This is a genomic window from Acinetobacter sp. YH12070 (genome assembly GCF_013419625.1).
GTDB lineage: Bacteria > Pseudomonadota > Gammaproteobacteria > Pseudomonadales > Moraxellaceae > Acinetobacter > Acinetobacter amyesii.
This window is the reverse complement of sequence record NZ_VOZT01000033.1, coordinates 26,333-38,240: the sequence shown is the minus strand read 5'-3', so window position 1 is coordinate 38,240 and position 11,908 is coordinate 26,333. Positions and strand designations below refer to the sequence as shown.

Here is an 11,908-nt window from a genome sequence, read left to right as displayed (position 1 = left end):
CCATACTGGCAGGGCTTTCAATACTATTGAACACTCTTCAGTTGTTGTCAGAGTATTCGTCTGATGAGCTGAATGCGATTGCTCAGATCGCATTCAATTTATAAAAAATGTGTAGATACCTATGCCCCTGAGGGCAGGACAAAAAAGAGCCCGTGAAGGACTCTTTTAAATCTAGTGCAAAATTAAGCTTTTAAACCTGTCTCAAGAACATCAAATAAATCATCGGCAATCGAGGTGCCAAATTGCGCATCAATTTCACGTACGCAGGTCGGACTGGTGACATTGATTTCAGTCACGTAATTACCAATCACATCCAAACCAACAAAGACCAAACCTTTTTCACGAAGGAATGGTCCGACTTTGGCTGCAATGGCTTTATCATTTTCGGTCAATGGACGCGCCTCGCCCAAACCACCTGCCGCCAAGTTGCCACGCACTTCACCATTTTGCGGAATACGCGCCAAACAATACGGTACGGGTTCGCCATTGATCATCAAAATACGTTTGTCACCATCCACAATTTCAGGGATGTATCGCTGCGCCATAATCGGCTGTGTGCCGTTATTGGTCAGGATTTCAATGGTTGAACCAATATTAACGCCATCTTGGTATAAACGGAAAATGCCCATGCCGCCCATGCCGTCTAATGGCTTCACAATCACATCACCATGTTCTTGTAAAAATTCACGAATCAGACTTTGCTGCGAAGTCACCAAGGTTGGTACTTGAAGTTCAGGGAATTGTGTCGCAAACAATTTTTCATTGCAGTCACGTAGGCTTTGTGGCTTGTTAATAATCCATGCACCTTCGCGTTCAGCCTGTTCCAAAATATAGGTGGTGTAGACAAAGTTCATGTCAAACGGAGGATCTTTACGCATCAAAACTACGTCATAAGCAGCAATTGATTCTTTTTGTTTTTCGCCGAGTTCGTAATAGTGGTTGTAATCTTCAAAAACTTTTAGCGGTGAAATCAAACCAAAGGCTTTGCCGTGATCGATATATAAATCTTGCTGTAATGCATAGCCTAGCTCATGTCCACGACGTGCTGCTGCCCATAGCATCGCCATTGAGGTATCTTTTTTTAGGTTTACATTTTCGATGGGATCCATCACAACAAGTACACGCATTATTCAGTGCTCTGTTCATTATCAATTTATGAACGAGTATAGCCGAGATTTTTCTTTTGTTTATTCTGATTTTGCATGTGTATGTATGGATTCGTGTGATGCAGACGATAATTCAAAACATTTCTATCATCTACCTTATCTCAATAAAGGAAATAAGCCGTGAAAGCATTATGGAGTTAGGCCTGTGTAAATCGATACCAAACAATCGAGACAGATATTCATCTCACTCATCACTATTTTTGGTGAAAAAACACGTGCTTTTTATTTTTTTTAGCTATTGTGTTAATTATTGTAAATAAAAAATAGAATTCATTGATGATCAACATTGAGCAGATGGCTATCATTCTTGATGCTTTGCTAGACCCTGCTTTTGTCATATCGCGTAGTGGAAAATACGTTGCGGTTTTTGGTGGGCGCGATAATCGCTATTACCACGATGGTTCCGGTCTTGTTGGTACCTATATTTCAGATGTGATCAAGCCAGATAAAGCCAACTTGTTTATGCAACTGATCGGCCAAGCTCTAGCGTCAGGAAATCTACTCATCGAAGAGTACGAATTGAGCAATAGGGATGTAAAAGGTCTGCCCGACTATGGTCCTGAAGAGCCCATTTGGTTTGAGGTGCGCATCCAATCCCTCAGTTTTTCGGTAGATGAAGAAGACGTTGTACTTTGGGTCGCAAGTAATATTTCAGCGCGTCACAACCTGGAAATCAAGCTGAAGGAACTCAGCCATACGGATCAGTTAACCGGTCTTTTCAATCGAAGAAAATTAGAGCATGACTTAGCATTACATTATGAGTCATACCTACGACATTCCATACAGACCTCGATTTTGATGTTCGATCTTGATAACCTCAAAAAAATCAACGACAGCAAAGGTCATCATGTCGGTGATGAGGCAATCCGAGCAGTCGCAGATATTCTTCGTTTAACGCTGCGCAAGACTGATTGCGCCTGCCGCTTAGGTGGAGATGAGTTTGTGGTCGCATTACCCAACACGGGCTGTGAACAAGCCATTCAATTTGCCAAACGGATTCATGAACATTCCAGAAAAGAATTAAGTCGGTTTTCAATAGATAACGCCCATGTCACCGTGAGCATAGGAGTAACAACCATCATGCCTGAAGATTGTACCTACGAAGATACAATTAAGCGTGCTGATCTAGCGCTGTATAAAGCCAAACATGGCGGGAAAAATAGAATTGTCGCGGCGTAAGCGTGCGGCAGAAATAAACCAAATTTCACAGTCTATTTAGCAATTTGATATTCAAGCCGTTGTGATTGCTCAGCATGAGCTCTCTCCCCTTTTCAACATAAGTTCAGTTTAGATAGGTGTCCGATATGCAGCAAGCCATTGTTGATTTTGCCTTGGATGATGAAAATCATTGGTATGCTATTTTAGCTTGTGGCCATACACAGCATGTCCGGCATGATCCGCCTTGGCAAAACCGTCCTTGGGTTATCACTGAGCAAGGACGGAACGAAAAGTTAGGGGTAATGTTGGAATGTAAGAAGTGTGATGAAGAGATGTTATTCACCAATTAAAATGTCTATGCGATAAACCATTTAAAATGTCCTGTTTTTAACCACAAGAGTCAAGCACAGGATTTAAGTTTCTTTGTTCAACAACAGCTTTCTGAGCTTTACGACTTGGCATACTTTTCTTGGCCCGGGAACGTTTATTCTGTTTTTCTAGTTCTTCATGCTGCTGTTGAATATGCGCCAGGACTGAACCTAACCGTTTATTCTCAACAATCTCATTTTGCTGTAGCCCAGCCAATTTATTGAAGATGCTGTAGTTGAGCTTTCGTCCTTCATGCATGAGGGCCACAGTGCCATCCGGATACTCCAGAAATGCAATGTATTGCCCAGCAAGCTTATGATTCAGCTCTGTCGGTTCAAGCAGATAAATACATTTGTCATAGGTAATCGTCAGGTTCTTGGTGACCTTACGCGGTTCCTGCCAGGTGAATATATCCTCCAGCTCAGCATCAGATTCCGTTAAAGATCGATGCAAGTTCTTTGGGTTTCTCGCACATTTGGCGAACTTCTGATTGAACTGCTCAATAAAGCAGGGTAACCATATATTGGCCTCTGCAATCGAACCGATGCCTTCCAGGCGCATCTCTTTGATCAGACGGTCCTGAAGTGTTCTATTCGCTCGTTCTACACGACCCTTCGCCTGTGGGGAGTTGGCGAAGATAATATCAATGTTTAACTCATTCAGAATCCGCCCAAATTGCGTGATCTTGCTGTCTTGGCTGGATTTCTGATTCACTCTGAATACCGAGTGTTTATCGCTGTAAAAGGCCAAGGGCTTGCCGTATTGCTCAATGTAGGCTCGGGTTGAAAGCATATAGTCAAAGGTCGTTTCAGCCTCACAAAAGCGCAGATGCAACAGCTTGCCGGTAGCATCATCGATATAAACCAGCAAACAGCATTTGGTGGCTCTTCCTTCAAACCAGTCATGATATGAGCCATCAATCTGGATCAGCTCACCGAAGCAATCACGGTTATAGCGTGGCTGGTATGGGCGTTTTAGACGTTTGGATCGCGGAATCCAAAGGTCATTTGCAGTCATCCAGCGCCGAACCGTTTCTACCGGGATATTCAGGTCAAACATGCTGCTGAGCTTCTCATGCGCCAAGGTAGGTCCAAAGCCCAGCAGATGTTCAGAAATAATGGAAAGACATTGCGATTTTAATAAATCGTCATGGCGATGATGGCCCGGTTGACCACGACTGGCATGCGTCATGCCTGAAACACCATCTTGATTGAGCTTCTGCAATAACCGGGTAATTTGACGGGTGGAAAGATTCAGGATTTCAGCAGCACGGACTTGGGTAATACGATGATCTCGAACGTCTTGCAGAACTGCAAGACGTTGAATTTCTTTGTCAGACATAGTGATCAGCATCTATATTTTATATCCAGTCCATGGTGATAAAAATCATCATAAACCAGACATTTTTATTGGTGAGAATATAGACACTTTAAATGGGTTCTAACACAAAAAAGGGAGCTGTAAGCTCCCTTTTTTACTAATTTTTTTCAATTTTTAGATGTCAATCTAGGCTTCAATAAATTAAGCACCTAAACGCATTAATTTCTCTTGAATCGCATCGCTTACAAAAGCATTAAGAGAATTATCACTTGATGCTAAAACAGCTTTACGGTGTAACTCAGGACTAATACGGACATTAAATGTACCTTTGAATGGCTGATCGGGTTTTTTACCTAATTCAGCACAAGACTCTAAATATCCATCGACAGATTCCTGAAAAGCTTGTTCAAGAGTTTTTAATGTTTCTGCTTCATAAGTGATGAGATCACGGATAAATGCAAGCTTTCCAAATAACTCACCTGTTTCAAGATCAGGTTCAATTGTACCTAGATAACCTTTGTATTTTAAATAGCTCATAAAAATCCCTCCTGCTTGAGTGCCTGTTTTACAGATTTCAAAGCCCCACCTTTGATTTCATTTTCAGGGTGTGGCCTGTGCAGTAAAATCATGTGTTCAGTTTTCGTATTAAAAAAACGGACACGAGAGCCTGCCATTTCAAATTTTTCATAGCCGAGCTGATTCAGTAAAACGACTAAATCTTTATACGGAAATGTATTTTTTGAATTTCCAAATTTTTCCAGTAACTTTTCCGTTTTACCCATACTTCAGCCCTACTGCTATTGCAACTAAGTATAGTTACTTTTAAATAATAATTGCAACTATATTTAGTTGCAATTTCGTATAACAGCCCTTATGTTAAATCAGGTTTAAAACTTAATATCATGTGAATTAAAGTAGGTCGGATCAAACTCTATCTCTCCTATTTCATCCTCGATAATTTGCATGTAATCGTCATATCTTGGATGTTTGGGGTCTTGTAATGCATCTAAAATATCAAGATATCCAAAAATTCCTCCAATATCTTCAAATGGAGCATGATTTTGACCATCTATACAACATGGATATTTTTTATTTAAATCAGGAGATTGTCTGCTTTCTACAGTAATCAAATGTTCCCAACAATCGCCAAAATCATATGTATATATAATTTTTTTACCTACACGTAGAACTTCTTTCAATTTTTGTCTTTTATTGATCTTTTCATGCTTAATAGTCGTGAATTCATGTAAATGGCTATCTTCCCAATCAAAAGCGGATTGAATTGCCTTATGGAGCCTAGATAAAGTAGCTGCCGATGAAATTTGAATAGTTCTCCAGATTTCAGGATCACTACCTAGCAGACTAATTTTTAATTGAAAAACTTCATCAGAAGATTTGAGCTTTACAGTTCCCATAACAGCCTAGTTCTCAAAAAATAGTTTTAGTAAATCTAAAATTAACATAATACACGTTATACGAAATTCTTTAAATTTTCTATAAGCATCAATAGTTTAACTAAAGCCGTTTCAGTAAATAGCGCACTGAGACGGCTTTTTATTGATTCTTCACGTTTAACGCCTACTTTTTAAGCAATATTTCACGTTTTTTGTTAGTTAGATGCAACAATCATCATTTAAAGACGTAAAAAAGGCAGCTTCAGCTGCCTTTTGAAATCCCGAAAAATTAGATGCCGTATTTAACACGGTACGCTTCCATTTTCGCCAAGGCTTCAGTTTCGCCTTTTGCATCTAAGAAAGTCATTAAATCTTTCATAGTGATTAAAGCATGTACAGGAATTTCGAGTTCTTTTTGCACTTCTTGAATCGCAGACAAATCGCCCTGACCTTTTTCTTGACGGTCTAGCGCCACCAATACGCCCGCAATTTGTGCACCGGCATTTTTCAGAATAGTTACTACTTCACGAATCGCTGTACCCGCAGTGATCACATCATCAATGATCCAGACTTTTTTACCTTCAACAGACGCACCAACCAATACACCGCCTTCGCCATGGTCTTTCGCTTCTTTACGGTTAAAGCCCCAAGGTACGCTCACACCATGGTTTTGTGACAGTGCAACAGCCGTAGCGGCTACAAATGGAATACCTTTATAAGCTGGGCCAAAGACCACTTCCACATTATCGCATTGTGTTAATTTAGCTGCATAGCCAGAAGCCAATAATGATAAGGCTTCACCATCGTTCAGTAGACCTGCATTAAAAAAATAAGGACTCACACGACCCGATTTTAAAGTAAACTCACCAAATTTAAGCACACCACGTGATAATGCGAGTTCGATAAAAGCTTGTGGATTAAATGCCGCTTGCGCTGTCATGAGGTGCTCCATTTTTTTAAGTTTGAGGTTAAACCTGAGCATGATACCAAAGAGTAGCTATCCAAGTGATCAAAAAATTTTACGTGTCGTTTCAATTAATGTGAATGGTCTGCGTTCCGCTGAAAAAAAAGGTATTTTTGACTGGATGGCAACTTCAGATGCCGATGTCATCTGCATGCAAGAAAGCCGCATTACCCATGAACAATGGACCGATAAATTTAAACCCGAAGGTTGGTTTACACACCTTTTCCCTGCAGAACGCCCAGGCTATGCCGGTACTGCGATTTATAGCCGCCTACCCTTTGTATCAGTGAAAGATGGTTTAGGTTTTGAATTGGCAGACACTCAAGGCCGCTTTATTTCTGCTGAGTTCGATTTAGGACTTGGACAAACTGCACATATTTGCTCGCTCTACCTGCCTTCTGGTTCATCGGGTGAAGAAGCTCAGGCGCGCAAAGACCTATTTTTAGGCGAATATCAACAAATTTTGAAGCAATGGCGTGCTGAAAATAAGTCAGTGATTGTTTGCGGTGACTACAACATCGTGCATAAACGTATTGATATTAAAAATTGGTCTGGGAACCAAAAGGCTTCAGGCTGCTTACCACATGAACGTGCATGGCTCGATCATATTTATGATGAGCTTGGCTATGTCGACACCTTCCGTGAGGTACGTAAAGAAGCCGAGCTTTACTCTTGGTGGTCTAACCGAGGACAAGCGCGTGCCAAAAATGTGGGTTGGCGTATCGACTACCATGCATGTTCACCAGACTGGAAAGAACGTACAGTCAATGCTTGGATATTTAAAGATGAATGGTTTAGCGACCACGCCCCTGTCATTATTGATTATAAAATTTAAGCTTCCAACAATTAATTGAGTGAACGATTGTTTACTCAATTAGAGCTTATTTCTCACATTACATGACGAATTTGTGGATTTATCTCATAACTTGAACATAGCATTATGGTCGCACGGCAAAGGGACATGTCAGGATGACATAAAAGGATTGGACGCCGAAGGAAGTATAAAAACAAACTAAATGATTTAGCTTGTTTTCAAGGATGTGACAATGGACGTTGGATTGAGACCCGCATGATCAGGATGATTAAATGCGGGTTTTCTCTTATCTAGTCCCCACATCTATAGACTCAAACATCCCCCAAATAAAACAGCTAAAAATTCGATCTGCACAGCATTTTCTTATTCTCGCTTTCTTTCTACTTTTGACTGTGCAACCTTAAGCTGAATTTTCTTGTTATCGCAGCGCTTTCTTTTCTGATTCGTTTTGTTCTGTAGGCTATTTTAAAACACCAAAATGTCGTTTTGATGACAATACCCAATATTTATTACATGCGACTTTTACAGCAAAACATTTATTTCTCAATCCACATCCAGATCGAGCTTTGAGCATTGATGAATTAGCCTGTAGGATAATGCTGAATTGTATTTTTATCTTATTGTTTGAATAATTGAGGACATCTGTTCATGCTTAAAATTTATGGCATCAAAAACTGTAATACCATGAAAAAAGCTTTCGACTTGCTCAACGAATTAGGCCTAAGTTACGAATTTCATGACTATAAAAAAGAAGCGATTGATGCTAAAACCGTAAAAAAATGGCTCGATGCCAAAGGCGCTGATGTGATTCTCAACAAAAAAGGCACCACATGGAAAAAACTCAGTGAAGAAGAGCAACAGACAGCCTTAGCCAGTGAAGAAAATTTGATTCAGTGTTTAACAGCGCATAGCAGCATGATTAAACGTCCTGTACTCGATACAGGTAGCGATTTATTGGTTGGCTTTGATGAAAGCGCTTACCGTGCATTGAAATAAATTTTTTTATCACACTCATGCACGGCTCTAGTTCAATTGTGGCTGAAAATAGGCTATAAAAAAGCCTGACATTGTCAGGCTTTTTTTGTTTGAATCATGTCAAATTAGTTGGCACGAATCCATGTTTGATTACGACCTAAAGCAGCAACGCCAATAAAGCCGCGAAGCTCTAGTTTTTTGCCACCATCAGCCAATTGACCTTTTAACTTGTAAGTTTTACCTGATTGAGGATCCAAAATTGAACCGTCTTCATAGCTTGTACCACCTACATTTTTAAGACCTGTCACAATACGTAAGCCTTTTAATGATTTGTTGTGATATGGGCCTTCACATTTTTTACAAGCGTTTTCTTCACCTGGTGTCAAAACTGACTGAATGCTCGCAGAAAGCGTACCATTTTTTTGTTCAGTGAATTTTACAATCGCTTTTGGCTGCTTGGTTTTATCATCAATGGTTTTCCAAGTTGTACCATTTAGCGGATCTGCAGCATTTGCAAATGCGGCTAAACTCATCAATCCTAATGCTAGTGCAATTTTTTTCATTTTTGTTTATTTCCCTGGTCTGATATAGACGACATTAGTATCCAAAAGTCACAACAATTTATCAATTTTTGTATGTGACCGTTTAGTGTAACCTTGTAATTTGTGTTGGTAAATATGCTCACACGATTCCAAAAATAGAAAAAGATGGAAAGACAATGAAGATATCGCCACTGACGAAACAACTGATTACAGAAAGCATTTTAAAAACCACAATTCGTGGGCCGAGCCAATTCAATTTACCGCCCAATACTTTAAGGTTTGCTTTGGAACAAATGTGTCGTGCATTTCCCCAAAACCCGGATGTACAAATTCGTCCTATTCGCTTAGCCGGCTTAAAAGCCGAAGAAATCAAACCTCAACAGGCATCGACCCAACTCATTTTTCATATTCATGGGGGCGCATTTTTCTTGGGTTCGATGAACACACATCGGGCGTTTCTGACTCAAGTTGCGGCACGCACGCAAATGCAAGTGTTACATTTGGATTATCCTTTATCCCCTGAAGCACAGTTCCCTGAAGCACTCGATGCCCTTTTTGATGTGTATGCGGTGTTATTAGATCAAGAGGTTCAAGCCAAAGATATTATTTTGTCAGGCGACTCTTGTGGTGCAAACTTGGCGCTTGCCTTAGCCCTTAAAATTCAACAGGAACAACTTCCACAAGTCAGTGGTTTGGTGTTGATGTCACCGTTTTTAGACTTGACGCTGAGCAGTGAGTCTTTGCGTTATAACCGTAAGCATGATGCGCTGTTAAGCATAGAAGCCCTCGAAACAGGCATTGATTATTATGTACCACGCTCGGTCGATCGAGCTGATCCATTGGTCTCGCCTTTTTTTGCCGAGCTCAAAGGACTGCCTCCGATTCATATTCAAGTGGGTTCTAAAGAAATTTTATTGGATGATGCGCAGCGCTTTAAAGTCAAAGCAGAAGAAGCCGGCCTAGATGTCGAATTTAAGCTGTACACTGGCATGTGGCATAACTTCCAAATGTTTAGCTCTTGGTTTGAAGAAGGACAACGTGCGCTGAGTGATTTAGCCGATTTTGCACACCGACTGGATCAGGACTAATCCCTGAAAACTAATTCCCTGAAACGGATCAAAGTCACCATAAAAAAAGGTCAGCAGATGCTGACCTAAGAGGGAAATATCAATCAATTAAATGGCTTGAATTTGAGCCTGAGCTGTCGCCATTGCTTGTGCTTTCATGTCAGGTCCCATATTGACACCTTCGGCACGAATCACATCAATATCGCTAACACCTGTAAAATTAAATACGGCTTTTAATAAACCTTCTTGATAATCTACAGGGCTGTTATCGCCATACACGCCGCCACGACTGCTGGCAATATAGACTTTTTTATCACCTGCCAAGCCCACTGGACCTTGTTCTGTATATTTAAAGGTACGACCAGCAACACTGATACGGTCAATCCATGCTTTCAAAGTTGATGGCAAACCGAAGTTATACATAGCAGCACCAACCACAACCACATCGGCATCTAAATACTGTTGCAACAACTGCTCGCCTAAAGCCGATTGTTCTGCATTTTGACCCATCAAAATTTCACTGCTGAGATGTGGAATCTGCTGTACAGCTAAATCGAGATGTTGAACCTGTGCCGCATCACCATGTTTTTGCTGTAGCTGTTGTACAATTTCAGCGCTGAGTTGACGTGAAACTGAAGCGTCGCCCATGATGCTTGAATCAATATGCAGAATTTTCATGACTAAAACCTAAAGCTGTTGTTATTAACTTGAGCCTAGTGTAATCACTTTTCATAAATAGAATAATCCCGATCCTTATGACACTATGTTTTATTTTTAGAACAATCATTTTGAACTCGCAAAAAATTTAAAATTACTGAGCGGTTCTTGACCGTTATCAAGTGTAAATTTTCATGCTAATGTAAGCCTATAAAATGATATCTATATAAACTTTAAGGAAAAAACTGATAACTCGAACAGGGCAATGACACAGGATGACGGTGAAATCAAGCATACGTGACATGATCCTCCGCAATAGAATCGCCCAGTATTTACTGGAAGATGAAGTGGTGATGAATTGGAGTATCCTGAAAAAGTGTATGCTCATGCTGATGCTTGGCTCAGCCATTCATCTGCTTTGGATCATTTGGAAATTTTATGTTTATGTCACGCCAGAACTTTGGCAGTGGGTTAACCTTGAGCTCATCCACTCTCAATTGTGGACCAACATCGTCTTTTTTTGCTTAATGGTGCTATTGATTTGGCCTTGCTATGCTGGAAAAGAAAACCCAAAAATTCAGCTTGTTTTACCTTATCTTTCAGTCGGTTTATTCGTCATTTCTTTATGTCGTGATGGTTATTTAATTGGTGTCATGAGCCCAGCCACCATGATCTCCTATGTGAGCCTAGTGACCGTTGGATTAGTGCTATTTACACGAAAAATCGTCTATAGCATGCTGATTCCAGCCACGATTTTTTTATCCATTTGTATGTATTTAAGCATCCGCGGCATTATCCCCTATGCCCCGATTTTTCAACCTCATGCCTATGGCTATCAAAATAGTTTTTGGCTCTTCTCAATGATCTTTTTCATTGTTCCTATTTTATTAACCTGTCTGGCTTTATTTGAAATCTTACTCAGCCAATGGCGTCACCGTGAGCATTTGATTCAAAAACTCAGTCAAGTCGACCCACTGACCAATTTATTTAATCGACGCAGTATCAATCAGTGTTTGGAACAGCTCGATAGTGCTAAAACAGATACATATGCACTGGTCTTGTTGGACTTAGACCATTTCAAACGCATCAATGATGAATATGGACACGATAAAGGCGATGAAACCTTGATTCTCGTCAGCCAAGTATTAAACCAACATTTACGCGGTAGTGATGTGGTTGGGCGGTTTGGCGGGGAAGAGTTTATTTTGGTGCTAAAAAATTCTAACTTAGAACAAGCGATATTCATTGCAGAGCGCTGTCGAAAAGCCATTGAGCAGCTTGAAATTTGGGGACATGATGGTCAGTCAATTCATGTGACAGCCAGTTTTGGCATTGCGATTTCTACGCCAGAATTGGTACCGCAACAATTGCTGACCCATGCAGATCAGGCGCTATATGCAGCTAAAGCTGGTGGCCGCAACATGGTGATGGCCTACACCGAACAACAAAGCTTTAGCCATTTGGTTTAAAACTTTTATCTAG

The 11,908-nt window shown here is 40.5% G+C and carries 14 protein-coding genes; 6 read left to right on the top strand and 8 right to left on the bottom strand.

What is annotated here, in order from left to right; all coding sequences use genetic code 11:
• Nucleotides 1-182: 182 nt before the first annotated feature.
• Nucleotides 183-1,127, bottom strand: a complete 945-nt coding sequence (gene gshB / locus FTU17_RS10975) for a glutathione synthase (protein WP_180135477.1) — start codon at nucleotides 1,125-1,127, stop codon at nucleotides 183-185.
• A gap of 315 nt (nucleotides 1,128-1,442) precedes the next feature.
• Between gshB and FTU17_RS10970 the strand changes: the two genes are divergently transcribed.
• Entirely contained in the window at nucleotides 1,443-2,345 is a 903-nt protein-coding gene (locus tag FTU17_RS10970) for a GGDEF domain-containing protein (protein WP_180135475.1), read from the top strand.
• A 125-nt stretch (nucleotides 2,346-2,470) separates the two neighbouring features.
• On the top strand, nucleotides 2,471-2,674 hold the full coding sequence (locus FTU17_RS10965) for a DUF3565 domain-containing protein (RefSeq protein ID WP_180113664.1): 204 nt from the start codon (nucleotides 2,471-2,473) through the stop codon (nucleotides 2,672-2,674).
• A gap of 37 nt (nucleotides 2,675-2,711) precedes the next feature.
• Here the strand turns inward: FTU17_RS10965 and FTU17_RS10960 are convergent, their stop codons facing one another.
• From FTU17_RS10960 to pyrE, 5 genes are all read right to left on the bottom strand, one after another.
• Nucleotides 2,712-4,046 (bottom strand): ISNCY family transposase, encoded by a 1,335-nt coding sequence (locus FTU17_RS10960; RefSeq protein ID WP_180135473.1) that lies wholly within the window; start codon nucleotides 4,044-4,046, stop codon nucleotides 2,712-2,714.
• A gap of 168 nt (nucleotides 4,047-4,214) precedes the next feature.
• On the bottom strand, nucleotides 4,215-4,550 hold the full coding sequence (locus FTU17_RS10955) for a type II toxin-antitoxin system HicB family antitoxin (RefSeq protein ID WP_035270373.1): 336 nt from the start codon (nucleotides 4,548-4,550) through the stop codon (nucleotides 4,215-4,217).
• Nucleotides 4,547-4,795, bottom strand: coding sequence for a type II toxin-antitoxin system HicA family toxin (locus FTU17_RS10950; protein ID WP_044425274.1), 249 nt, complete (start codon nucleotides 4,793-4,795; stop codon nucleotides 4,547-4,549). The genes FTU17_RS10955 and FTU17_RS10950 overlap by 4 nt, the downstream gene beginning before the upstream one ends.
• A 105-nt stretch (nucleotides 4,796-4,900) precedes the next feature.
• Nucleotides 4,901-5,428, bottom strand: a complete 528-nt coding sequence (locus FTU17_RS10945) for a plasmid pRiA4b ORF-3 family protein (protein ID WP_000537572.1) — start codon at nucleotides 5,426-5,428, stop codon at nucleotides 4,901-4,903.
• Nucleotides 5,429-5,696: 268 nt separating this feature from the next.
• A complete protein-coding gene (pyrE, locus tag FTU17_RS10940) occupies nucleotides 5,697-6,347 on the bottom strand; it encodes an orotate phosphoribosyltransferase (protein WP_180041430.1) in 651 nt (216 codons plus the stop codon).
• Nucleotides 6,348-6,387: 40 nt separating this feature from the next.
• Here pyrE and FTU17_RS10935 point away from each other — a divergent pair, with 40 nt between their 5' ends.
• Nucleotides 6,388-7,206 carry an exodeoxyribonuclease III gene (locus tag FTU17_RS10935; protein WP_180135471.1) on the top strand — a complete coding sequence of 273 codons (819 nt, stop codon included), beginning with the start codon at nucleotides 6,388-6,390 and terminating at the stop codon, nucleotides 7,204-7,206.
• A 627-nt stretch (nucleotides 7,207-7,833) separates the two neighbouring features.
• Nucleotides 7,834-8,181, top strand: a complete 348-nt coding sequence (locus FTU17_RS10930; protein ID WP_180008661.1) for a Spx/MgsR family RNA polymerase-binding regulatory protein — start codon at nucleotides 7,834-7,836, stop codon at nucleotides 8,179-8,181.
• Between the two features lie 104 nt (nucleotides 8,182-8,285).
• On the opposite strand, the gene FTU17_RS10925 is transcribed toward FTU17_RS10930, so the two are convergent.
• Complete coding sequence (locus tag FTU17_RS10925; protein WP_078193227.1) at nucleotides 8,286-8,723, bottom strand: DUF2147 domain-containing protein; 438 nt, start codon at nucleotides 8,721-8,723, stop codon at nucleotides 8,286-8,288.
• Nucleotides 8,724-8,878: 155 nt separating this feature from the next.
• Between FTU17_RS10925 and FTU17_RS10920 the strand changes: the two genes are divergently transcribed.
• Nucleotides 8,879-9,790, top strand: a complete 912-nt coding sequence (locus tag FTU17_RS10920; RefSeq protein WP_180135469.1) for an alpha/beta hydrolase — start codon at nucleotides 8,879-8,881, stop codon at nucleotides 9,788-9,790.
• Between the two features lie 87 nt (nucleotides 9,791-9,877).
• On the opposite strand, the gene FTU17_RS10915 is transcribed toward FTU17_RS10920, so the two are convergent.
• Nucleotides 9,878-10,447 (bottom strand): FMN-dependent NADH-azoreductase, encoded by a 570-nt coding sequence (locus FTU17_RS10915; protein WP_078190588.1) that lies wholly within the window; start codon nucleotides 10,445-10,447, stop codon nucleotides 9,878-9,880.
• Nucleotides 10,448-10,728: 281 nt separating this feature from the next.
• On the opposite strand from FTU17_RS10915, the gene FTU17_RS10910 reads away from it, so the two are divergent.
• Nucleotides 10,729-11,895: a GGDEF domain-containing protein gene (locus FTU17_RS10910; protein ID WP_257227391.1), complete on the top strand. Its 1,167-nt coding sequence runs from the start codon at nucleotides 10,729-10,731 to the stop codon at nucleotides 11,893-11,895.
• Nucleotides 11,896-11,908: the final 13 nt, after the last annotated feature.

Excerpts from the sequence above, each read along its gene's own strand:
- gshB (WP_180135477.1), bottom strand. The coding sequence starts at position 1,127 with ATGCGTGTACTTGTTGTGATGGATCCCATCGAAAATGTAAACCTAAAA.
- FTU17_RS10970 (WP_180135475.1), top strand. The coding sequence starts at position 1,443 with ATGATCAACATTGAGCAGATGGCTATCATTCTTGATGCTTTGCTAGAC.
- FTU17_RS10965 (WP_180113664.1), top strand. The coding sequence starts at position 2,471 with ATGCAGCAAGCCATTGTTGATTTTGCCTTGGATGATGAAAATCATTGG.
- FTU17_RS10960 (WP_180135473.1), bottom strand. The coding sequence starts at position 4,046 with ATGCTGATCACTATGTCTGACAAAGAAATTCAACGTCTTGCAGTTCTG.
- FTU17_RS10955 (WP_035270373.1), bottom strand. The coding sequence starts at position 4,550 with ATGAGCTATTTAAAATACAAAGGTTATCTAGGTACAATTGAACCTGAT.
- FTU17_RS10950 (WP_044425274.1), bottom strand. The coding sequence starts at position 4,795 with ATGGGTAAAACGGAAAAGTTACTGGAAAAATTTGGAAATTCAAAAAAT.
- FTU17_RS10945 (WP_000537572.1), bottom strand. The coding sequence starts at position 5,428 with ATGGGAACTGTAAAGCTCAAATCTTCTGATGAAGTTTTTCAATTAAAA.
- pyrE (WP_180041430.1), bottom strand. The coding sequence starts at position 6,347 with ATGACAGCGCAAGCGGCATTTAATCCACAAGCTTTTATCGAACTCGCA.
- FTU17_RS10935 (WP_180135471.1), top strand. The coding sequence starts at position 6,388 with ATGATACCAAAGAGTAGCTATCCAAGTGATCAAAAAATTTTACGTGTC.
- FTU17_RS10930 (WP_180008661.1), top strand. The coding sequence starts at position 7,834 with ATGCTTAAAATTTATGGCATCAAAAACTGTAATACCATGAAAAAAGCT.
- FTU17_RS10925 (WP_078193227.1), bottom strand. The coding sequence starts at position 8,723 with ATGAAAAAAATTGCACTAGCATTAGGATTGATGAGTTTAGCCGCATTT.
- FTU17_RS10920 (WP_180135469.1), top strand. The coding sequence starts at position 8,879 with ATGAAGATATCGCCACTGACGAAACAACTGATTACAGAAAGCATTTTA.
- FTU17_RS10915 (WP_078190588.1), bottom strand. The coding sequence starts at position 10,447 with ATGAAAATTCTGCATATTGATTCAAGCATCATGGGCGACGCTTCAGTT.
- FTU17_RS10910 (WP_257227391.1), top strand. The coding sequence starts at position 10,729 with ATGATCCTCCGCAATAGAATCGCCCAGTATTTACTGGAAGATGAAGTG.